The following is a 22826-nucleotide window of genomic DNA, read 5'->3' as shown; positions in this document are numbered from 1 at the left end:
GAGCAAAAAGTTGTAAAACGTACGTTAATGTTTATTTTTTACGCACGTAGGTGATGTAAGTGTAGGGGTAAGGGTTCTTCTCGTCTGCGGGATACTCCTCACGCTCAGTCTCTTCCCAAAGGTCCCAGTTTACGACGGGGAAGAACGAGGTCGCGTCGGGAAACTCATGATGGATGCGGGTAATATACATTTTGTCGGCTATTCTCAAGGCCTGTCTGTAGACCAACGCACCGCCAATGATGAATATCTCGTCCTCTTTCTCACATAAATCCAGAGCGGCCCCCATAGACTCGCAAGCGAAACAATTCACGAAACCAGCCTCGGGCATAGTCGTCAATACGACATTCTTCCGATTGGGCAGTGGCGCTACAGGGAGAGACTCGAATGTCTTACGTCCCATGATTACCGCATGTCCCGTGGTTAATTCCTTGAAACGCTTCATGTCTGAAGGCATGTGACATAATAATTGCTGATTCTTTCCGATCGCGCTTTTATCTGCGATTGCTGCGATGATAGAAATTGTACTCATAGACTTATTGATTTTAATATAAGTGTTATAATTAGTAACAAAGGTACTTACTTTTGTTTGTATAACAAAATTGGGCAGGTTCGTTAACTGTTCTGTGATAGATTATCGATGTATGCCTTTATCTTAGGAGCGGGATCTTCCCAATGCTGGGGTTTCATGATTTTTCCGTCTTTAGGGTTATATATGGGTTTTCCGTCTTCTCCTAATTTTTCCATGTTTGCTTTTTGTATGATATCAAACAACTCATCCGGTTTGATCCCCATTTCAACTAAAGTGCCTAGAGCGAAATAGATGAGATCTATCATGGCATCCGCTTGTTCGTAGATATCAGGAGCGACCAGAAATTCGGCTATTTCCTCCATAAGCCATTTTGCCCTATCTTTCGCACGTTCCTTGGGGATAAAAGCAGGACGATCAGAACTAGGGTGCCCGAATTTATCGTGGAATAATTTTACCTTTTCCCATTCTTTATTCATCGTATGTAAATTAAAGAGTTTATAATATATCATTGAGCGTTTGGATGAGATTTGGCTCTATGGCCTTGATCCTTTTCCAGTCCCATTCTTCGTTGATTTTGTAATATTCCGCGATTTTCATTCTAAAGAATTGAGACACATATCTTTCTTGTGTTTTGGAGATATCAGTAGCGTATATGGAGCCATCTGCGTTCATCGCCATTAGATATTGCGGAGTATTCCTAAGACTCTGATAGCATTCTGTAAATGTATGGAACCGAGATATATTCTCTTCTTCGAGTAAGAAAGAGGTTAAATCAAGAGAAGTAGGTACTGGTATTATGTGGATATGAGCATGGTATACGCTACACGTGCTATATTTAAAGGAACCTCCTCCATGTTCAAAACATACAACATGCCCGTACGATGCTAATTTTTCTTTGAGTCCATTCAGTAAATCTTCCAATTCACTTAATTCCTCATCGGTGAGTTTGGACATACTTTCGATATGCCTTTTTGAAATGACAAGCAGGTAGTGCTTGAGAAAATGCCCAATTGTGGGCATCACGACAAAATGCTCACAATCTTTCATGATCCTAGATGGGATCTTGGCATTCATATATAATTTCCCAAAAAGGCTATCTTCGGGATCATGAATTTCCGTGCAGAACTCACAAGAAGTCCTTTTGTTCAGCATCTTATTCCTTGTTTTCTTTCAACATCTTGTTCCATTCTTTTATTTTCTCTTGATGGCATTCCGATTTATCACAATTCTTTAATTCCAATAAACCTTCGGAATCCTCGCCTTTGGCGCCACACCAATCCAAATAGCTTTGGTCTTCTTCTTGTTGGTACGATGAGGAGAGAGCTTTAGTAAGATCTTTGACTAACGCGGTCTTTGTCCGTTTGACAAATTCATCCTCGCTAATATCAGAGTCATTAGATTTTCCTTTTGCCCAATAGAACAGTCGTCTGGCCTCTTCGTCCGGACGGTCGAAAAGTATCCTGTGATCGAATCGTCCTTTTCTTCTGACGGCTGAGTCTATATTATGTAAGTAATTTGTTCCCAATACGAAAATGATGTTTTGCTTATCATGTAAATCTTGCAGTTTGGGAAGCATGCTGGCCGTGAGGAAATTGAGGATCGTCCTACTCGATGTTGTCTCTCCGGACTCGGATCGGTTTCTGAATAATTCATCGCATTCATCGAAGAATACGACAGCATGATGCAGATTGTATAGATCGTTAAAGATTTCTCTGCTGGTACTTTCTATGAAATCGAGCCCCTTCTTTATGAAATGGCTTGGTGATAATTCGACCAGTGGCCAGCCCAAGGCCTTAGCCATTTGCTTCACGATATAGGTTTTCCCGCTGCCCGGGGGACCACATATAATGAAGGAGATATTGTCTTTTTGGGGAGAAAGAAGCAAACAGCCTTTTTCCTTATTTCCTATAATCGGTCGGATAATCCCATCGATTGTTTCTTTAGGTTTTAAGATGTGATCCGGTTCGATGATTTCATCATTCCAGCGTTTGATCTCTTTTATTGTATTTTGTTCGTCATAGACATAGTTTGTCACGCCTAGCCTTTTTAATGCTTTTATGCGTGCGTACGCTTTTTCAGCAAGCCAATATTTATACAAAAAACGGCATGTATAAGCCGTGATCCATGTTTCCGTATAGCCTTTGAGCTTGATTCGGTCGCTGCTCCAGCCATATACGCACGGATTGTCAAGCTTCTCGAACGTGGCGGTTATATAGTTGAATAATTTTCTGAAAGAAGGGATAATAATATCTAAGACTTGCTCTACGTTGTCATTGCAATCGACTAAGAATTTATAGTCAATGATGGCCTCGGCCAGTTGTGACGCGATTTGGATGCTAGCTTGTTGAATAACATCTCCGGAATCATCGAACGATATCGTAGCTCCCGTGGGCCAGCAGCCATCGTTATGTTGTAATTTGACAATCGCCTCAAGGCATGAGATGCAAAAGGGGGAGGTCTTAAAACCGGGATCTCTTGTTATTTTACAGCAAAGTGCGATTACCAATGAGATGGGGTCGAAGGATAATTCTTTTACGTTATAGCGAGCCATGTGGTAATTGATATGGCTATCTATCAAAGTGTCCACGGATGGTATTTTTATGATTCCGTTGGCATCCCCATATATGGTTTCGATGTATTTCTGGCAATTGAGTAAGCTGAGCAGGAACCAAGGTGACCTACCTGCCTCCGGGTAATAGTATTCATCGTTGGCGTTATTGGATAGGATGTCCGTTTTGGCAGTTTCTATATCAATGGCTTCTTTTGCCGCATTTATGATGTCTTCGCCAATCGTATGTTTATACTTCTGGAGATAAACCATCACCTTTAATATTTGTTCCAGCAAGATGATGGAGCGGCTACCATTGTTGGTTGAGTATTGATCTTTTTTCGCAAATATATCGGGGGTAAATATATGGGTCAGTTCAAGGGTCATTTCTTTTAGCCCGAATGCTTCCGCCTTATAAGTCTCCGCGCTTTCCAACAAGGCGGAGTAGGCTTGGAAGGTAGCGGTATAGAAGATACCTTCTTTTTGTTCCGGTATTATTTGTTTGGAAGAGCGGACGAACCCCGTACCTTCATCCGTTCTTTTGTGGCTGACCAGTGAGTCGACTGCTCGCTTCAACCAGTCTAGGGCGTTGTTTATATACAAATTATCCGTTTCCATATCCTACAGCTTTCTATCTTTTTTATTTTCCGCATCTTCCCTTGACAAGTCGTAGAAGTTCTTATCCACGAATTTCATGCAATCATCGACAAAATCATGTTTTGCTTTATTAATGATTAAATCGTGCATATCGATACAAACCTTACGGTAAGAATAATGACCTTGCTTTTGCGATCTTAATTCGATGAAGTGGGTCGCTTCCCTTAGATTCATACATATCTCATACCGTACCCGGTATGCGAAAGGAATGACGTATTGGGCGACTTCTTCTCCGAACGCGTCGTTTATTTTCTCATAGATACCTTCGGATTTGATCAAGGCATTCTCATAAAGCTTCTTCAATCGAGGCAAGTCTTCTAGCTCAATAGGGATTATGTACCCGTTGCGAGGTGATAACTTTTGCCATTCTAAAGTCAGCATCCTGTGTCGTTGCAGGTCTCTGAATGCTCCGTAATCCGATAGAACCTCGAATTTATAGGATATTGTCTCCAAGGCTCTTCCCGGTTTATGTCTCCTGTTCTGCCGGTTGCCACAATACTTTTTCAGGATGTCCCGTTTTTCTTCTTCAGTGAATGTCTCGATTCTCTTCTGTATATCCTTTTCTGATTCAAATGTATATTCGAATAATATGGACTGTATTATTTTATCCAGACCGTCTTTATCCCATGCGATCAGATTGACCTCATTCTGTGTGTGTCTGATTGGAAGCGCAACGGTTTCTTTTTTTAATAGACTTTTCACTACGCCATTCATATCCGAATGAATATCTTTGATATATTGACTCCAAAGTTTACCTCTGTTCTCTAGATCGACTCTGGTTAAAAAGGCGGGTATTATCTTCCTTAGTTCGTGCAATATCATATCGGCATATTGTATGACCTCGGCATTATCGCTTGCGTACATTTTAACCAACATGTATTCAAAGGCTTGTCCATTCGCGTACACCCCAAGGTTAGACCTTGTGGACGCGGGTAATAAACCTCTGACGATGTCACATGCTTTTGCCCTGATAATCGCTTCCCAAGCCCTGTCTGTCTGTTTTTCTCCTTGCGGGTATTTCTTCTTTAATATTGGGGTAAGTTCTTCGAGGATCTCTGTATATGTGTCAAATAGAAAGTCCATATATTCCTTATACAGGCTTTCTAATGGAGAACCGGCTATCTCAGGGGGGATAACATAGTGATATTGTCCGTTTATCTTTTTATTATAGTACACATATCGTGTACTCTGCTCTAAATAGGAAGCTATACGTCCTTTTTCTATGATTTTTGTCAAGATATTGGATACTTGCTCGCAAGCTATGTGCGCACCACCCAGTTGGGCGACAGAGTCATCGCCAAAGTCCAAGATCATTTTGTCATACAGGGAAGAGGCTCTTTCCATACCGGCAACAGGCATACTATCTGTCGTAAGTTTCGTTGAATGGGTATAGAACTCATCTAAAAATAACCTTCTTAATGATTTATTAGATCGACTATATCTAGCGAAAAGCGCTCCTTTTACGACATCGGGTAAATTAATAAGGCCAAAAACAGGCTTATCCGTATTGGTGAAATATTTGTTTAATATCTCAAGCTCTTGATCAGTGAATGATTCTTGTATGAAATAAAGTTGTTTGCTCATAGAAAATTATAATGTGTTTAATATGATGACACTTGGCCTCTCTTTGTTTTTGGCAAGCGTTGATACTTTCGCCGTGATAGAGACCGGTTGCAAAGGTATTAAAAAATTCCATGATGCCATTTGTAAAGTACGAGTCTTCTACCGGTTTCTTCGGGTCTCCTTGGCGGTTTCTTCGGGAGGTATTAGGGGATTTGTATGAAGATCTAGCTTATTTATCAGCTGTTGGACGATCATCTACCAACTGTTGCATGATCGTCCAACGGCTGTTGCATGATCATCTACCAATTGATGGATGGTTAAGATATCAAGAGGAATGGTGTAGTGCTTCGAGTAGAAATCGGTAAGGATTCCCGAGAAAATGCGTAAGGATATTGGACCTCATGTGGATAGAATGCGTATCTTTGCCCGAAGAATAACATTTATTAATTTTAAAGGAAAGAGATGAAAAAACTTTGTTTTGCGGTCATGGCAATGTGTATGTTATTGTCATGCGGAGGTAAGAATGAGAAGGGGGCGGCTACGGAAGAGGCTACTCTCTCCGGTTTGATGAAGTCGGACTTCGTGTCTGAGGTAGATGGTAAGCCGACTGCTTTGTATGTGTTGAAGAATAAGAAAGGGGCTGAGGCTTGCGTGACGAATTGGGGCGGACGCTTGGTGGCCGTGATGGTGCCCGATAAGAGCGGCAAGATGACGGACGTGGTGCTGGGTTACGATAATATCGCGCAATACGTGGCGAACCCGGACATGAATTATGGCGCCTTGATCGGACGTTATGGCAACCGTATCGCGAATGGTAAGTTTACGTTGGACGGAACGGAGTATCAACTTCCGCAGAATAATAACGGGCATTGCTTGCATGGAGGTCCGAAAGGATATCACGCGGTAGTTTGGGACGCGAAACAGATCGATGACCAAACCTTGGAGTTGACTTATCTATCGAAAGACGGTGAGGCAGGTTTCCCCGGTAATCTGGATATCAAGGTGATCTATAAGCTGACGGATGATAACGCCGTTGATATTAAGTACGAGGCTACGACGGATAAACCTACTGTCGTGAATTTGACAAACCATAGTTATTTCAACCTTTCCGGTGTTCCCGGCTCGCAAATCATGGATCATACGATCATGATCGACGCGGATACATATAATCCGGTGGACGAGACTTTGATCCCGACCGGTATCGAACCCGTGGAAGGCACGCCGATGGATCTTCGCAAACCGGTAGTGGTAGGCGCTGATATCGACAATCCGTTTACGCAATTGGTTTACGGTGGTGGTTACGATCATAACTGGATATTGAACGCCGCCGGCGATATCAATAAGGTAGCCGCTAAAGTTGTATCTCCGACAAGCGGTATCGTTATGGAAGTTTACACCAACGAGCCGGGTCTTCAATTCTATGCCGGTAACTCAATGACGAAAGCGGGTGATAAAGGCAAGTTAGGTGTGGTTTACCCGCATCGTGGCGCTCTATGTCTGGAGACTCAACATTACCCGGATAGCCCGAATCAGCCGGCATTCCCGAGCGTAGTGCTTCGTCCGGGCGAGAAATATACGAGTGAGTGTATTTATAAGTTCTCGGTAGAGTAAATAAGGAAGAAAGTTCCGGATTTGGAAATATCCACATAATGGTGAGGCGTATATACATAAATAGGATGTATATGCGCCTCTCTTTTTTACTCACGGAAGCATCTTGTTTATAGTGGAAGAATTTATCGCTAGAGAGTATACGCTATCTTTTCCCAATAGATTTTAAAAGAGAAAAATAAATCCATATGATGTATGAGAAAAAGCGTTATATTTGTATCGATAAAGTAAACTCTTGTGGAAATTCAAGGGTTTATGAATCAAAGTGTGATTACGATAAGCGTTTAAGATATTATCTTTGGAACTGAAAATCGCCAAGTTTCAAGTCGGACAGAGATAATAGGCAACTAAACGCTCACGCTTGTTATATATACTGCCTAATAGTATACGTAATAAGGCGTGGGCTGTTGTTTATTATTTGTCCGATGGGTGTTTGGCGATGCCTCAGTTTCGAATAGTAGATTAACAGTTCCCACGCTTCTTTTTTGTAGCATATAGAAATACCGAACAAGGTGAACGGTCCGGTTTGAGGGAAACGTATATGGAGGTAATTAAAAAGCAACGTTTGGCTGTCTGTCGTATATTATTGGATGTAGTGGAAGGTGCGTGTGAGGTCCGTGATCCGGATCTGATCATGCGGACTCGTCATTATCCGGCACTTCAAAGGGAGATGTGTTTTGCGGATCGGGATTGGGAAGAAGCGAGAGATTTGAGTGTACTTGCCTGCTTGGTACTATCCAAGGAATTGCATTATAAGGTTAAGATGATGATCGGTTTGGTAGCTCATGACTTGTATTCAAGGGAGTCCTCGGTCTCTTATCAGCAACGCCTGTCCTTCGATGTGCTGATGAGTGCGATCGATTGGCCAGTCTCTTTTAAGGAGATCACGCTCTTTGCTCCCTCAAAATAAGTTATAGTTTGTACGTAAGACCTTGAATTCCGTTCTGCGGTTGATCTGGTCGGCGATCTCTTGCTGTTCCGGCGGCAGGGCAAGGATGAATTCCTCGGTAAGCACATCGCCTTCTTTCAAGAAATCGAATTGTTTAGCCATCTTCTTGTTGATCGTCTTGGGAACGCTTTCTCCATATCCTTTCGCTTCCAGACGAGCCGCCTCGATACCTCCCGCTATTAGGTAATCCACGACCGATTGCGCACGGCGTTGAGCCAAACGCTCGTTATACTGGTCCGTACCTTTCCGGTCCGTGTGGGCACCCAGTTCGATCGTTACGTTCGGGTTATCGTTCAGCATCTTGATCATCTCGTCCAAAGCTTTCTTGGATTCCGGACGAAGGGTCGCTTTATCGAAATCGTAGAAAATGTTATCGATAACAACCGGCTTGCTGATCGGAGAGAGAAAGAAATCCACGATATACGTCTCGTTTTTCTCCTCGGGGCCGGTATGCAACTCGTAATTCTGGTTGAGGTAACCACGGGCGCTGGCCATCATGACATAACGGATGTCCCGTTCCAACTCGACACGATAGGTTCCGTCTTTCTTGACCGGGACTTTCACGTTCAGTCCGTCTTTTCCGACGATGCGTACGGTAGCGTCCTCGATCGGATATTCATCGACATCGTTTACGATTCCTTCGATGAAGATGGTGATCGTAGGCCGTTCAAAGGAATATATATGGTCATAGCCCCGTGCGTCGTTGCGGTTGGAGCAGAAGAAGCCCCGTTCCTCTTTTCCGGCGAAGGTGATACCGAAATCGTCTGCCATAGAGTTGATGGGAGCGCCTAGGTTCTCGACATTCCACTTCCCTGTACTGTCTTGCGTGGCCTTGAACAGATCGAGACCGCCCATTCCCGGATGTCCGTTGGACGCGAAATAAAGGGTGACGGAATCCCGGACATACGGGAACATCTCGTCTCCCGGGGTGTTGATCTCTTCTCCTAGGTTCTCCATCGGGCCGAAATCGTTTCCCGCTACCCGGGCACGGAAAATATCCTTGCCACCGAAACCGCCCACGGCGTCGGATACGAAATACAAGTATTTGCCGTCCGGCGAGATGGAAGGATGGCCGAGGGCGGTAACCGAGTCTTTTACGATCGTCGCACGGGTTCCTTTTCCCCATTTGGCGCTGCTTCGGGTAGATATGTAAATCTCGGCGGTACGAGGGCCTTCCGGATCTTGGGCGCAATAGGTATAATACATCGTGTTTCCATCGGGGGAGAAAGAGGGGGTTCCTTCGTCGTATTCCGTATTCACCTCGTCTTCAAGCTCTACGGGAGCTAGCCAAGCCCCTTTCTCGTCTTGCTTGACAAGGAAGAGGTTATTGTTATTTTGCCCGGTGATGGCGCTAACTTTTGCGTCTTTGTCTTTCGAGCGGGAAGAAGCGAAGTATAGTTGGTCGTATTTATCTCCGGCCAGCATCGGACTGAATTCTCCCCGGCGGGAATTGAATTTATCCATGCGTCTTACCTCGTAGCGGGTAGGGTTCTTTTTCCATCCGGGAGCTAACTCGCATCCTTGTATGCCGTTGATGGCTAATAAATTGCTAGGATCGTTCTCCATATAGATATCGTAGTTCTTGATCGCTTCCGGATAACGTCCGGTCTTCTGTAACATCTGTCCCATGCGTAGGTAGACGGTACTATCGGGGTAATCATAGCGGATGGCGTTCATATAGGCACTAGTCGCTTTCGCCGTATTGTTGATCAACCGGTTACATTCGGCCATACGGTAAGCGATATAGCCGCGCAAATCCCTTTTCTTCGGGGATGTTTTCGTGTAAACTTTACGATAAATGGCGGCTGCCTCATAGTATTCCCCGATACGCTGCTTCTCCTCGGCATCGCTCAACTTCGCCGATTTGCAGGAATACAAGGAAGATACGATAAGCAAAAATAAAACATATATAGTAAAATGTGCTTTCATTCAATCTGGAATATATTCGTGCAAATATAACGAATTGTATGGGATCTTATTGTATGTCTGTTACAATAACAAGGAACTATCCCCATAACTCAGAAACCTGAAATCGTGCTCTAAGGCATACTCATAGATGGATTTCCAGTTTCCTTTTACGAAAGCGGAGATCAGCAAGAGCAAGGTGCTTTTGGGCTGGTGGAAGTTGGTGACGATTCCTTTTACGATCTTGAACTCATAGCCCGGGGCGATGATGATTTGTGTAGCCGTTACCAGCGTATCCGCATCATGCTTATCCAGATAATCGAGGATGTTTTGAAGGGAACGCTCCGCTGTCAGCCGGTTGTTATTCATGTCGTAAGGCATCCATTGTTTTACGACGAGATCTTCGGAAGTCGCTTCGGGGTTATTATCTAGGATCACGCCCATGTAATAGAGACTTTCCAAGGTCCGTACGGAAGTCGTTCCTACGGCGATGATATTTCCAAGGTTACTTTTGATACGTTCGATGGAACTGCGGCGGACGGAGATAAATTCCGTGTGCATCTCGTGCCCTTCGATCGTGTCGCTTTTTACCGGTTTAAAGGTACCCGCTCCGACATGCAAGGTGACTTCTTCCCGCCCGATGCCCCGAGCATCTATATCGGCAAGTACTTCCGAAGTGAAATGAAGTCCGGCGGTCGGTGCGGCGACGGAGCCTTTTATCTTAGAATAAACCGTTTGATAGGTCTGTAGGTCGCTCTTCTCTGTTTCTCTGTGTAAATAAGGAGGAATCGGCAAGACCCCGGCGGCATCCAAGATATCGGCGAATGTATAAGTCTCGTTATCCCATGTGAATTCGATCAAATGTGTGTCACCATGAGACTTTTTCTTATCCGCTGTCAGCACGACCGGTTGATCCTTAATGAAGATCGTTTTGGATAAAGTGCCTTCTTTCCATTTCTTAAGGTTGCCAACCAAGCAAGTCCAGCTACAGCGTCGGGTCTCTTGAAAAATCAAGGCGTAATCATGAGGCTCGATGGGCTCTAAGCAGAAAATCTCGATGCGTGCGCCGGTCTCTTTCTGGAAAAGTAGGCGGGCTTGTATGACCCGGGTATTATTGAATACCATCAAGCTGTTTTGGGGAAGATAATCCGTGATATGCTTAAAGATACTTTCGCTTATTTCCCCGTTACGGTAGAGTAAAAGTTTGGACTCATCCCTTTTAGGCAATGGAAACTTCGCGATTCGTTCGTCCGGTAACGAATAGTTATAATCTTCGATACGTATTTCTTGTGTCTTCATTACTTCTTCTGTCCTGTTAAAAAAACATCCGTTTGTACGGATTCCGAGTGCAAAAGTAGTAAATAGGTTTCGGATTCGCGGATTATTCCCTAATTTTGTGCGCATAATATAATAAGGTATAGAATATGAGTATTCAAATAGGTGATAAAGTTCGCTTCCTGAATAGTGTGGGAGGTGGAGTCGTACGTGGATTCCGTGGAAAGGACCAAGTGTTGGTTGAGGATGAGGATGGGTTTGAGGTTCCTGCCTTGATCAAGGAATGTGTCGTGGTTGGGGGCAATGATATGCAAGTGCATAGCTCGAATCGCCCGAAAGTACAGGCTCCGGTAGAGACTCCTTCCCCAAAGAAGCCTGAACCCAAAGAGGAAAAGGTCGAGGAGACACCGGAGGGAGAGCGTCTGAATGTGTATCTGGCTTATCTCCCGGTCGATCCGAAGGCGTTTCAGCAATGTGGCTATGAGACGTATTTCGTGAATGATAGCAATTACTATTTGTTCTTCAATTATATGAACCGAACGAATAATAGCTGGACAAGTCGTTATAACGGGATTATTGAGCCGAATACGAAAATATTCCTAGAGGAGTTCGGTAAGCCGGAGTTGAATGATCTGGAAAGGATCTGCGTGCAACTGATCGCTTTCAAGAAGGATAAACCCTATTCGTTGAAAAACGCCGTATCTGTAGAGTTGCGCTTGGATACGGTTAAGTTCTACAAGCTTCACTGCTTTATGGAGAATGATTTCTTTGAGGAGGATGCCTTGATTTATCCGATTATCCGCAATGACTTGCCCGAGAGAGAACTATTGGTCTCTGCGGCGGAGTTGAAGGAAGCTATGCAGCAAAAGGTTCGTGAGGAACGTAGGGTTCCCCGGCAAATCGTGAAAAAGAAGCCGACGAATAGCGCTATCCTTGAGATCGATTTGCATATAACCGAATTGTTGGATAATACGAATGGATTGAGCAATGCGGATATGCTGACGTACCAGTTGGGAAAATTCCGTGAGGTGATGGATCAGTACGCTCTTAATAACGGACAGAAGATTGTCTTTATCCATGGAAAAGGCGATGGTGTACTGCGTAAGGCGATCGAGAAGGATTTGAAGACCCATTATAAGCAACATTATTTTCAAGACGCTTCTTTCCGCGAATATGGCTTTGGTGCGACGATGGTAACGATTAAGGCTGATACCTCGAAACATGGCCATTGAGATAGAACGGAAATTCTTGGTCTCCGGTGATTTCTTACCGGAGGCTGTTAGCTCCACCCGTATCGTGCAGGGATATATTTGCTCACAGCCCGGACGTACGGTTCGTATTCGTATCCGGGGAGAGGAGGGATTCCTAACGATCAAAGGCGCTTCGGATGAGAAAGGCTTGAGCCGTTATGAGTTCGAACAAAAGATTCCTCTGGTGGATGCCGAGCGGTTGTTGGAACTTTGCGAGCCGGGTGCGATCGACAAGGTTCGTTATCTGGTTCCCAGAGGTAGCCATACGTGGGAAGTCGATGTTTTCCACGGAGCGAATGAAGGGTTGATCCTTGCGGAGATCGAGTTATCGTCAGAGGACGAGCCTTTTGAGAAACCGGCTTGGCTGGGTAAGGAGGTAAGTGGAGATCGCCGTTATTATAATTCAATGTTGACAAAACATCCTTTTAATAGTTCAAATGCATGAAGAAACTCTTTTTATCTGTAGCGGCCGCTATATTGGCGTTTCCGGTCTTGGCCGATGAGGGCATGTGGCTGCTCCCTTTATTGAAGCAACAAAAGTTTGCGGAGATGCAGGCCCTTGGTCTGCGATTAAGCGATCAGGAAGTGTATAGCGCTGAGGCTCCTTCTCTGAAAGATGCCGTGGTTCGTTTTGGCGGTGGTTGTACGGGCGAGATGATCTCTCCGGACGGGTTGGTGCTGACGAATCATCATTGTGGTTATAGTAGCATCCAACGGCATAGTACCTTGGAACATGATTATCTGACGGACGGCTTTTGGGCGATGTCTCGTGATAAGGAGCTTCCGAATCCGGGATTGACGGTTACTTTTATCGATAAGATCGATGACGTGACGGATTATGTGAGGACGGAACTGAAAAAGATCACGGATCCGAACAGCATGGAATTCTTGTCCGCTAAGTACTTGAATGGCCTCGCTAAAGCGAAAGTAGGTGAGAAGTTCTTACAGGATAACCCCGGTACGGAAGTCGAGATCAAGGCTTTTTATGGAGGTAATAAGTACTATATGTTTACCAAGAAGGTCTATTCGGATGTCCGTTTAGTCGGTGCTCCCCCTTCCTCTATCGGTAAGTTCGGGGCGGATACGGATAACTGGATGTGGCCTCGCCATACCGGAGACTTCTCTCTTTTCCGTGTGTATGCTGATGCGAACGGAAATCCGGTGCCTTATTCGGAAACCAATGTCCCGCTTCGTCCGAAACGCTGGCTGAAGCTTTCTATAAAAGGTGTGGAGGAGAACGATTATGCTATGATCATGGGGTTCCCCGGTCGTACCAATAAATACTATACCTCATGGGAGGTAGCCGAGCGTCGGGATATAGATAATGCGGTACGTATCAATATCCGTAATCTCCGTCAAGAGGCGATGCTGGAAGAAATGTTGAAAGATCCGCAAGTCCGGATTCAATACGCTAGTAAGTATGCGGGGTCTACGAACGCTTATAAGAATGCGATCGGTAGTAACTGGGCGATCAACAAACGTAATTTTGAGCAGATGAAAAACGATGAGCAGGATCGTTTGATCGCTTGGTCGAAGAAGATGTGTGAGCCTGCTTATCCGGAAGCGCTTCTGACATTGGAGCAGATCGTTAATGATCGTAAGGATTTGCGTTTCCGTAGTTGGATGTTGGATGAGGCATTGAGCCGTGGCATCGAGTTCTCCAAAGTTCCGACCGATATCGGGACTGTTTGTGAGGCTTTGGAGGGGAAAGATCGTTCCGAGCAGCAAAAACAGGTCACTCAATTGGAGAGGGCTTTCCACCGTTTCGCTGATAAGGATTATGCGCCGATGGTTGATAAGAAGATAGCGAAAGTCATGTTAAAGGAATATAGGCGTTTGGTCGCTCCGAAGTCGCAGCCCGCTTATTTCTCCGTAATCGATAGCAAGTTTAAGGGGGATGTGGATAAATTCGTTGATTATCTGTTTGATAAATCGATCTATGGTAGCGAGAAGAACTTCAATGCGTTCAAGGAGCATCCGTCTGTCAAAACTTTGAGAGAAGATCCGATGATTCTGTTTGCGCAATCCGTAAAGGATGAGAAAAGGGCGTTAGATAAGGCCTTGGCTGATTTTGATGCCGGATATGCGATCGCCCATCGTGCGTATGTGAAAGGACTTTTAGCGATGTATGGAGACTTAGCTAGTTTTCCGGATGCGAACTCTACGCTTCGTCTGACTTATGGGCAGGTGAAAGGTTACAGTCCTCGTGATTGCGATTATTATGGTCATCAAACCACTTTAGACGGCGTCATGGAGAAGGAGGATTCTACGAATTGGGAATTTGTGGTTTCTGCTCGTTTGAAGGAATTATATCAAGCAGGAGACTTTGGCCCTTATAAGATGCCTAACGGTAAAATGCCGGTTGCCTTCTGTGCTACGACCCATACAACCGGAGGGAACTCCGGTAGTCCGGTATTGAATGGACAAGGAGAGTTAATCGGTATCAATTTCGACCGTAACTGGGAAGGAGTAGGAGGGGATATCCAATATCTGCCCGATTATCAACGCAGTATTATCGTAGATATCCGTTATGTCCTATTCGTAATCGATAAATATGCCGGAGCCGGTTATTTATTGAACGAGATGGAATTCTCAAGATAGAGAAGTAAGTTAACTTACTTCTCTATAAATACAAAAAAAGGAGACGTATCTTTTAAAGATACGTCTCCTCTTTTTGTATATTTATATCTATAACTTAATAAATCTTGTCAAGATCAACAGCTTTGACTCTGAAGATATGACCGTTACGAGAGAATACCAACTCTCCGTCTTCCTTCTTCTTCTGATTCACCAAACGCTGAAAAGCTATATTTGCACCTTTTACTATATTCTCTTCGAATTCTCTAACTTCTTGCTCATTCATGATGTTCAAGTTTTGTAAAAATATCTAGATTATACACTTCCCTTTTATCATTCTTGAATCCCTTGGCGATCACTTCCATGGGAGACATCGAATTATCAGTTATCATCCAATAGTCACTAATAGGAAGGTATAGCTCAAATAAATTGTGGATACCGGCCTCATACCGACGCCGTATCGTTGCTTCCGGAATATTGTGACCTCCGGCGGCTACCCTCATTTTCACACGTTCCACGGCTAGATCCGGCGTATTCAGCCAGAAGTAAAGCAATGTAACATAATAACCTTCCCTTTGTGCTTCCCGTATCAGGTTTGCGACTGAACGGGTGGCCAGCGTAGTTTCCATTGCGAAAGTCTCACCAGCACCGATGAGTTCCTTTATCCGCTTATACATAATACGACTAGCTTCAACGGCGACGGCTATACTGTCTGCATTAAAAGGGGAAAGTCCCTTGGCTATCTCGTCTGAGTTAACAAACTCCCTACATTTTAGCATTTCTGGTAAAATAGTGAAGGAAGCTGTTGTTTTTCCTGCTCCGTTGCAACCTGATATTATATACAAATATGGCACTGTTTGCTGTTTTTGATGCTGCAAATATATGTAATAGTTTTTTAATATGCGTCGTTTTATTTCTCAAAAATCGTGAAAATGTGCAGGAAATGTACTTTTAACTAACAGGTTTGTTGGGGAAAGTGGTGGTTTTGTTAATTTTTATACCCAAAGTAGATCACTCATGATTCCGTCGGAAACGAAGATTCCTGACTTGGATAAAATCAATTTGTCACCGGTTTGTAATAAGAGACCTTGGTTGATATGGGGTTGAGCTTGCTTTTGACAATAAGAAAGGAGCTTCCTGCCAAATTTTGTCTGGATATCAGCGAAAGAGACTCCCCACATGGTTCGAAGGCCGGTGATGATGAAGTCGTTGTACCGGGTGCATAGGTCTAAATCCTCGGATTCTATTGTCGGATGCCCATTTTCTATACCTTCTATATATATAGGTAGAGAAGATGGATTCCATTCCCGGTCTATTCCGTTATAAGAATGGGCGGAAGGACCGAGCCCCAGATATTTCTTTCCGGTCCAGTAGGAGCTATTGTGCTTGGAGAAGAATCCGGGACGGGCGAAATTGGAGATCTCGTAATGCAAATAGCCTGCTTCTGCCAACCGGTCTATTAATGTGGAAAAGAACGAGACGCTTAACTCCTCGTCTACGGGAGTTACTTTTCCCGCTTCCATTAATTTGTAAAGTGCGGTACCTTCTTCGTAAATGAGGTGGTAAGCGGAAAGATGGGGAACATCCAGCCGGATCGCTTGTCGCAAATTCTCTTCCCATGCTTGCTTCGTTTGGTTAGGAAGTCCGTAGATCAAATCGATACTGATATTTGTAATCCCATATTCCTTGCATAGTTCTACTGCTTTAATCGCTTGTTCCCGGTCATGGCGACGATTCAGAAAACGCAAATCTTCCGGATGAAAACTCTGTACACCCATGCTGACCCGGTTAAAAGGATAATTACGGAGAAGCGATACATATTCTCGTTTCATGTCATCCGGATTCGCCTCTAAGGTAATCTCCGCTTGCTCGGCTACATCAAAAAGACGATAGATGGCTTCGAATATCTTACCGAAATCCTTCTCGTCTAATTGAGAGGGAGTGCCTCCCCCGAAGTAAATGGTTTCTAATGCTTCGTTTCCTATATATCCCTTCCGCAATTCCATCTCTTTTATAAGTGCGTTTATATACGGCTCTTTATACTTCATCTCCGTATTGGAAAAAAAGTCACAGTATAAACACCGCTTGGCGCAAAAAGGAACGTGGATGTATAAGCCTGCCATCTGTATGGACACAATTATATCTTTACACAAAGATATGATTTTAATTCCAAAAAACCTTGCTGCTGCACAACATAGTTCTCAAACACCGGGCGATAATTGCTTTTTTCCTTTACAATCTCTAATTTGCGCCCTCGTGAAAGTGATTCACGCCAAATAAACGTATTGTTAAACTCAAATAAATCCTGATATCATGAAAGTATACCAAACAAATGAAATTAAGAACATCTCTATCTTGGGAAGTTCGGGCTCTGGGAAAACCACTCTCGCTGAAGCTATGCTTTACGAGGGTGGAGTTATAAAACGTCGCGGCTCCGTTGAGGCAGGAAATACGGTGTCCGATTATTTCCCGGTTGAGAAAGAGTATGGATACTCAGTGTTCTCAACCGTTTTCAGTGTAGAATGGCAGGATCGGAAGCTGAATTTCATCGATTGTCCGGGTTCGGATGATTTCGTGGGAGGAGCTGTTTCCGCTCTGAATGTCACGGATACGGCACTGATGGTATTGAATGCCCAGTACGGTGTTGAGGTTGGAACCGTTAACCAGTTCCGGTATACTGAACAATTTCATAAACCGGTGATTTTCGTTGTCAATCAGCTTGATAATGATAAAGCCGACTATGAGGGAACTATCGCCCAGTTGAAAGACCGTTGGGGCAGTAAGATCGTTCCTATCCAATATCCGATTAGCTGCGGCTCTTCTTTCAATGCCGTGGTGGATGTATTAAAAATGAAGATGTATCGTTGGAAACCGGAAGGTGGAGTTCCTGATGTATTGGAAATCCCCGCCGAGGAAATGGATAAGGCGATGGAGTTGCATCAAGCCTTGGTGGAAGCCGCCGCTGAGAACGACGATATGTTGATGGAGAAATTCTTTGAGGAAGGTGCCTTGAGCGAGGATGATATGCGTGCCGGTATCCGTGCGGGCTTGGTTACTCGCGGTATGTTCCCGGTATTCTGCGTATGTGCCGGTCGTGATATGTGTGTTCGTCGTACGTTGGAGTTCTTGGGTAACGTGGTTCCTTGTACAGACAAGATGCCTCGTCTGATTACTACGGAAGGCGTAGAGGTGACTCCGGACTCGAATGGTCCTACTAGCTTGTTCTTCTTCAAGACTACCGTGGAACCTCATATTGGTCAGGTTTCCTATTTTAAAGTGATATCAGGAAAAGTAAAAGAAGGTGACGATTTGATGAATGCCGATCGTGGTTCCAAGGAGCGTATCGCACAGTTATTTGCGGTAGCCGGACAAACTCGTACCCCGGTTACGGAAATGGTGGCGGGTGATATTGGAGCGACCGTTAAGTTAAAGGATGTTCGCCGTGGTAATACATTGAACGGAAAGGGTTGTGATTATCGTTTCGACTTCATTAAATATCCGGATCCGAAATATCGTCGTGCTATCAAGCCGGTGAATGAGGCTGACGCCGAGAAGATGATGGAAATCTTGATACGTATGCGTGAGGAAGACCCGACATGGGTAATCGAGCAGTCCAAGGAATTGAAGCAGACAATCGTTTCCGGTCAAGGTGAGTTCCATCTTCGTACATTGAAATGGAGAATCGAGAATAATGATAAATTGCCGATCGAATATCTGGAGCCGAAGATCCCGTATCGTGAGACGATTACGAAAGCGGCTCGTGCGGATTACCGTCATAAGAAACAATCCGGTGGCGCAGGCCAGTTCGGTGAAGTTCACTTGATTATCGAGCCTTATTATGAAGGTATGCCTGCTCCGGATACCTACCGTTTCGGCGGACAGGAGTATAAGATGAATGTTCGTGATACTCAAATAATTGATTTGGATTGGGGTGGTAAAGTCGTGTTCGTAAACTGTATCGTTGGTGGTGCTATCGACGCTCGTTTCTTGCCAGCTATTTTGAAAGGTATCATGGCTCGTATGGAGCAAGGGCCGTTGACGGGTTCGTATGCTCGCGATGTGCGTATTTGCGTATACGATGGTAAGATGCACCCGGTAGACAGTAATGAAATCTCTTTCATGCTTGCCGGACGCAATGCGTTCAGTACCGCTTTCAAGGAGGCTGGCCCTAAGATCTTGGAGCCTATTTACGATGTCGAGGTTTCCGTTCCTGCCGATTATCTGGGAGATGTGATGAGTGACTTGCAAGGACGCCGCGCCTTGATTATGGGTATGAATAGCGAGAAGGGATTTGAGAAACTATTGGCGAAAGTTCCTTTGAAAGAGATGTCTAACTATTCTACTTCACTAAGCTCCATTACGGGCGGACGTGCTTCCTTTACGATGAAGTTCGCTAGTTACGAGTTAGTTCCTGCCGATGTACAAGAGAAGTTGTTAAAGGCTTACGAGGCTACTCAATCAGAAGAATAGGTAAAGTAAAATGTCATCATAATTTTTTAATATTTAAAGTTAAACGAGAAAAGGCCGGCTTTGTGAAGAGCTGGCCTTTTTGTTATGTCTTTTTCATTAGGTTGTCGTGAACTTGTAATACCGAAAGTGTTCTTTTGTATCATCTTAAACAAGAAAAAGATGATATTAAGAAAGTACTATCCGACTATTGTCCTCTCTGATATCCATTTGGGATCGGAACATTCCCGGACGGAGGAGGTCACCCGTTTTCTCAAGCACGTAGATTGCGATCGATTGATTTTGAATGGTGATATCATCGATGGCTGGCAATTGAAGAAATCCGGTAAACGCTGGAAACAAAAGCATACCGATTTCTTTAAGGTATTGATGAAGATGATGGAGAAAAGGGGTACGGAGATTATCTATGTAGTGGGGAACCATGATGATTTTCTCGACAGCTTGGCTCCTTTTAAGTTCTCCAATATATCGATCGTAAAGGATTATTTGCTGAAGACGAGACAAGGAAAACGCTATTTCGTGACACATGGCGATATTTTCGATACGGTTACGACCCATATGCGTTGGCTTGCCATGCTTGGGGATGTGGGGTATACTTTTTTATTGTGGTTGAATAAGGTTTACAATCATCGTAGAGAGCGGCAAGGAAAACCTTATTTCTCTTTATCCCAAGAGGTGAAACACCGGGTGAAAAGTGCGGTCTCTTATATCTCGGAGTTTGAGAAAGAGCTGGTACGCTTAGCGGAGGCCAAGCATTTGGATGGGATTATTTGCGGCCATATTCATCAAGCGGCGAGCGTATGGTATGGTAATGTGCATTATCTAAATTCCGGCGATTGGGTGGAAAGCATGACCGCTCTCGTGGAGGATGAACAAGGAGAGTGGGATATTGTTACATATAATAATGTACAACTATATGCGGATGCCGTATGAAAATTCTGTTTATCATACAAGGTGAGGGACGTGGGCACTTGACCCAAGCGTTATCCTTACGCCAGAAATTGATGGCCGAAGGACATGAGATCGTTGGTGTGTTGGTAGGAAAAAGCCCGGCCCGCCGTTTGCCGGATTTCTTCTTGAATAAGATACAATCGCCGGTATATCCGTTTGAGAGTCCGAATTTTTTACCGACGGCTAAGAATAAACAAGTGAGTTTGATGCGTAGCGTATTATATAATGTATTGCGTCTGCATAAATACATGGGAAGTATCCGTTATATCGACCGGATGATTCGGCAGACGGATGCGGATGTTGTCGTGAATTTCTACGAGCTATTGACGGGGCTGACTTACTTGATTCTCCGTCCGAAAGCAACGATGGTATGTATCGCCCATCAATATCTATTCTTGCATCCGGACTTCGTTTTCCCGAAGCAGAGCACATTGTCGTTGGCGTCGCTACGATTTTTTACGAGATTAACGGCGATAGGCTCCGTCAAAAAATTAGCCTTGTCTTTCCGGAAGATGCGTGAGGCGCCGTTGGGAGGAATAGTCGTGGTTCCTCCTTTATTAAGGCAAGAAGTCTTGGATGCGGTTCCCTCGAACGGCAGTTATTTGCATGGTTATTTGTTGAATAGCGGGTTTAGTGAGGAGATCCGTTCTTGGCATTCCCGTCATCCTTCGGTTCCGATGCATTTCTTTTGGGATAAGAAAGATCAGCGAGCCGAGGTGAAAATAGACGATTGCCTTTCTTTCCATCAGCTGGATGATACGTTGTTTCTACGTTATATGTCGGGGGCGAAGGCTTATGCTACGACCGCCGGGTTCGAATCCGTATGTGAGGCGATGTATCTGAATAAACCTGTATTGATGGTTCCTACACATATTGAGCAAGCTTGCAATGCTTACGATGCCTCTTTGTCTGGCGCAGGCGTTGTCGCTGATTGTTTTGATCTGGACGTGTTATTATCCATTTCGGAAAGTCATGTGGAGAATCCGGTCTTCCGGCATTGGGTGAAACAGGCGGATTGGCTTATTCTTCGTGAGTTCCGTGAGGATTTGTTGCGTGAGGAACATCCGGTAACGAGCCTAGGGAGGATTACGACAAATTGGGTGGCGCGTCTGGGGAGATTCCTGCCTATCTAGGAACTTATAGCAGTACCGTGCTGTAGATGCAGGTGTGCCATGCTGATGGCACAGGCGTGCCACACTGATGGCACAAGCGTGCCACGCTGATGGCACAAGCGTTTCATCAGCATGGCACAGATGTCTTATTTATTCAGCGCTTGCTCAATATCGGCGATGATATCATCGGCGTTCTCGATACCTACAGAGAAGCGGATTAAGTCCGGAGCCACGCCAGCCTCTATCAATTGCTCATCGCTCAACTGGCGGTGCGTATGACTGGCCGGGTGAAGCACGCAAGTACGGGCATCCGCTACGTGAGTTACGATAGCGGCGAGTTTCAAGCTATCCATAAACTTGATCGCCACCTCACGTCCACCTTTCAATCCGAAGGATAATACACCGCAAGAGCCATTCGGTAGATACTTCTTGGCGAGTTCATGGTACGGATTGCCTTCCAATTCCGGATAATGAACCCAAGCTACCTTATCACATTTCTGTAGCCACTGCGCTACCGCCAAGGCGTTTTTGCAATGCTGCGGTACACGAAGATGCAAGGTCTCCAATCCCAGATTCAATAGGAATGCGTTTTGCGGGGATTGGATCGCTCCAAGGTCACGCATCAGTTGGCTAGTCGCTTTCGTGATGAACGCTAATTTCCCGAATGCCTTGGTATAGGTCAATCCGTGGTAAGAAGGGTCCGGTTGGCAAAGTCCCGGGAACTTCTCGGCATGCGCTTCCCAATCGAAATTGCCGCTGTCCACGATACAACCGCCTACGCTCGTGGCATGGCCGTCCATATATTTGGTCGTGGAGTGCGTGACGATGTCCGCTCCCCATTCGAACGGACGGCAATTGATCGGCGTGGCGAACGTATTATCGACGATCAAGGGTACGCCATGATTATGGGCGATGCGGGCGAACTTCTCCACGTCCAATACCATAACGCCCGGATTGGAGATCATCTCGCCGAACATCGCCTTCGTATTCGGGCGGAACGCCTTGGAGATCTCTTCCTCGCTCGCGTCTTGATCTACGAACGTGCATTCGATTCCCAGCTTCTTCAAGGTAACGGCCAGTAGATTATAAGTACCTCCATAAATGCTGGTAGCGCTTACGATATGATCGCCAGCCTCGCAAATATTGAAGAAAGCGAAAAAGCTAGCGGCCTGTCCGGATGAGGTCAGCATGGCGGCCACGCCACCTTCCAACGCTGCGATCTTGGCGGCTACAGCCTCGTTTGTCGGGTTTTGAAGGCGGGTATAGAAATAGCCGCTTTCCTCCAAATCGAACAATTTAGCCATCTGCTCGCTCGTCTCATACTTGAATGTCGTGCTTTGATAGATCGGGAGGACACGGGGTTCTCCTTTCTTGGGTTGCCAACCGGCCTGTACGCACAGGGTTTCCGGTTTGAATTTGTTATCCATATAGGTTG

Annotated in this window: 19 protein-coding genes; 8 read left to right on the top strand and 11 right to left on the bottom strand. The window is 44.9% G+C overall.

The features are described from left to right. Positions 1–31 precede the first annotated feature (31 nt). The 5 genes from HMPREF0999_RS13485 to HMPREF0999_RS13465 form a co-directional block, all read right to left on the bottom strand. Positions 32–529 carry a dihydrofolate reductase gene (locus HMPREF0999_RS13485; RefSeq protein WP_005858889.1) on the bottom strand — a complete coding sequence of 166 codons (498 nt, stop codon included), beginning with the start codon at positions 527–529 and terminating at the stop codon, positions 32–34. An 83-nt stretch (positions 530–612) separates the two neighbouring features. Beyond that, on the bottom strand, positions 613–1005 hold the full coding sequence (locus HMPREF0999_RS13480; RefSeq protein WP_009276151.1) for a hypothetical protein: 393 nt from the start codon (positions 1003–1005) through the stop codon (positions 613–615). 19 nt (positions 1006–1024) lie between these two features. Continuing rightward, on the bottom strand, positions 1025–1681 hold the full coding sequence (locus tag HMPREF0999_RS13475) for an HIT domain-containing protein (protein WP_009276150.1): 657 nt from the start codon (positions 1679–1681) through the stop codon (positions 1025–1027). Position 1682: 1 nt separating this feature from the next. Beyond that, positions 1683–3695 carry an ATP-binding protein gene (locus HMPREF0999_RS13470; RefSeq protein ID WP_009276149.1) on the bottom strand — a complete coding sequence of 671 codons (2013 nt, stop codon included), beginning with the start codon at positions 3693–3695 and terminating at the stop codon, positions 1683–1685. A 3-nt stretch (positions 3696–3698) separates the two neighbouring features. Then, on the bottom strand, positions 3699–5318 hold the full coding sequence (locus HMPREF0999_RS13465) for an FAD-dependent thymidylate synthase (protein WP_009276148.1): 1620 nt from the start codon (positions 5316–5318) through the stop codon (positions 3699–3701). A gap of 441 nt (positions 5319–5759) precedes the next feature. Here HMPREF0999_RS13465 and HMPREF0999_RS13460 point away from each other — a divergent pair, with 441 nt between their 5' ends. Both HMPREF0999_RS13460 and HMPREF0999_RS13455 read left to right on the top strand, forming a co-directional pair. Continuing rightward, positions 5760–6908 carry an aldose epimerase family protein gene (locus tag HMPREF0999_RS13460; protein WP_009276147.1) on the top strand — a complete coding sequence of 383 codons (1149 nt, stop codon included), beginning with the start codon at positions 5760–5762 and terminating at the stop codon, positions 6906–6908. 538 nt (positions 6909–7446) lie between these two features. After that, positions 7447–7815 carry a hypothetical protein gene (locus HMPREF0999_RS13455; RefSeq protein ID WP_005858880.1) on the top strand — a complete coding sequence of 123 codons (369 nt, stop codon included), beginning with the start codon at positions 7447–7449 and terminating at the stop codon, positions 7813–7815. On the opposite strand, the gene HMPREF0999_RS13450 is transcribed toward HMPREF0999_RS13455, so the two are convergent. Next, positions 7807–9783 (bottom strand): OmpA family protein, encoded by a 1977-nt coding sequence (locus HMPREF0999_RS13450; RefSeq protein ID WP_008772625.1) that lies wholly within the window; start codon positions 9781–9783, stop codon positions 7807–7809. The genes HMPREF0999_RS13455 and HMPREF0999_RS13450 overlap by 9 nt on opposite strands. 60 nt (positions 9784–9843) lie before the next feature. Continuing rightward, a complete protein-coding gene (locus HMPREF0999_RS13445) occupies positions 9844–11058 on the bottom strand; it encodes an S-adenosylmethionine:tRNA ribosyltransferase-isomerase (protein ID WP_010182051.1) in 1215 nt (404 codons plus the stop codon). A 125-nt stretch (positions 11059–11183) separates the two neighbouring features. On the opposite strand from HMPREF0999_RS13445, the gene HMPREF0999_RS13440 reads away from it, so the two are divergent. From HMPREF0999_RS13440 to HMPREF0999_RS13430, 3 genes are read left to right on the top strand one after another with little or no spacing between them, the layout of a single operon-like run. Next, positions 11184–12266, top strand: coding sequence for a DUF2027 domain-containing protein (locus HMPREF0999_RS13440; RefSeq protein WP_005858870.1), 1083 nt, complete (start codon positions 11184–11186; stop codon positions 12264–12266). Beyond that, entirely contained in the window at positions 12256–12729 is a 474-nt protein-coding gene (locus HMPREF0999_RS13435) for a CYTH domain-containing protein (RefSeq protein ID WP_009276145.1), read from the top strand. The genes HMPREF0999_RS13440 and HMPREF0999_RS13435 overlap by 11 nt, the downstream gene beginning before the upstream one ends. After that, positions 12726–14885 (top strand): S46 family peptidase, encoded by a 2160-nt coding sequence (locus tag HMPREF0999_RS13430; protein WP_009276144.1) that lies wholly within the window; start codon positions 12726–12728, stop codon positions 14883–14885. The genes HMPREF0999_RS13435 and HMPREF0999_RS13430 overlap by 4 nt, the downstream gene beginning before the upstream one ends. Positions 14886–14979: 94 nt before the next feature. Here the strand turns inward: HMPREF0999_RS13430 and HMPREF0999_RS22740 are convergent, their stop codons facing one another. The 3 genes from HMPREF0999_RS22740 to hemW form a co-directional block, all read right to left on the bottom strand. Continuing rightward, entirely contained in the window at positions 14980–15147 is a 168-nt protein-coding gene (locus tag HMPREF0999_RS22740; protein ID WP_005858864.1) for a hypothetical protein, read from the bottom strand. Beyond that, complete coding sequence (locus tag HMPREF0999_RS13425) at positions 15140–15739, bottom strand: zeta toxin family protein (protein ID WP_005858862.1); 600 nt, start codon at positions 15737–15739, stop codon at positions 15140–15142. Before HMPREF0999_RS13425 ends, HMPREF0999_RS22740 begins: the two co-directional genes overlap by 8 nt. 117 nt (positions 15740–15856) lie before the next feature. Beyond that, positions 15857–16984, bottom strand: a complete 1128-nt coding sequence (gene hemW, locus HMPREF0999_RS13420; RefSeq protein ID WP_009276143.1) for a radical SAM family heme chaperone HemW — start codon at positions 16982–16984, stop codon at positions 15857–15859. 190 nt (positions 16985–17174) lie between these two features. Between hemW and HMPREF0999_RS13415 the strand changes: the two genes are divergently transcribed. The 3 genes from HMPREF0999_RS13415 to HMPREF0999_RS13405 all read left to right on the top strand — a co-directional run bounded on the left by HMPREF0999_RS13415 (position 17175) and on the right by HMPREF0999_RS13405 (position 21412). Continuing rightward, positions 17175–19331 carry an elongation factor G gene (locus HMPREF0999_RS13415; protein WP_009276142.1) on the top strand — a complete coding sequence of 719 codons (2157 nt, stop codon included), beginning with the start codon at positions 17175–17177 and terminating at the stop codon, positions 19329–19331. Between the two features lie 159 nt (positions 19332–19490). Next, complete coding sequence (locus tag HMPREF0999_RS13410; RefSeq protein ID WP_005868472.1) at positions 19491–20261, top strand: UDP-2,3-diacylglucosamine diphosphatase; 771 nt, start codon at positions 19491–19493, stop codon at positions 20259–20261. Continuing rightward, entirely contained in the window at positions 20258–21412 is a 1155-nt protein-coding gene (locus HMPREF0999_RS13405) for a glycosyltransferase family protein (protein WP_005868473.1), read from the top strand. Before HMPREF0999_RS13410 ends, HMPREF0999_RS13405 begins: the two co-directional genes overlap by 4 nt. A 125-nt stretch (positions 21413–21537) precedes the next feature. Here HMPREF0999_RS13405 and HMPREF0999_RS13400 read toward each other — a convergent pair whose 3' ends face one another. Then, complete coding sequence (locus tag HMPREF0999_RS13400; RefSeq protein ID WP_008779363.1) at positions 21538–22818, bottom strand: O-acetylhomoserine aminocarboxypropyltransferase/cysteine synthase family protein; 1281 nt, start codon at positions 22816–22818, stop codon at positions 21538–21540. Positions 22819–22826: the final 8 nt, after the last annotated feature.

This window comes from Parabacteroides sp. D25, from assembly GCF_000307475.1.
Taxonomy (GTDB): domain Bacteria; phylum Bacteroidota; class Bacteroidia; order Bacteroidales; family Tannerellaceae; genus Parabacteroides; species Parabacteroides distasonis.
The sequence above is the reverse complement of the archived record's forward strand: the minus strand, read 5'-3'. Positions and strand labels throughout refer to the sequence as shown.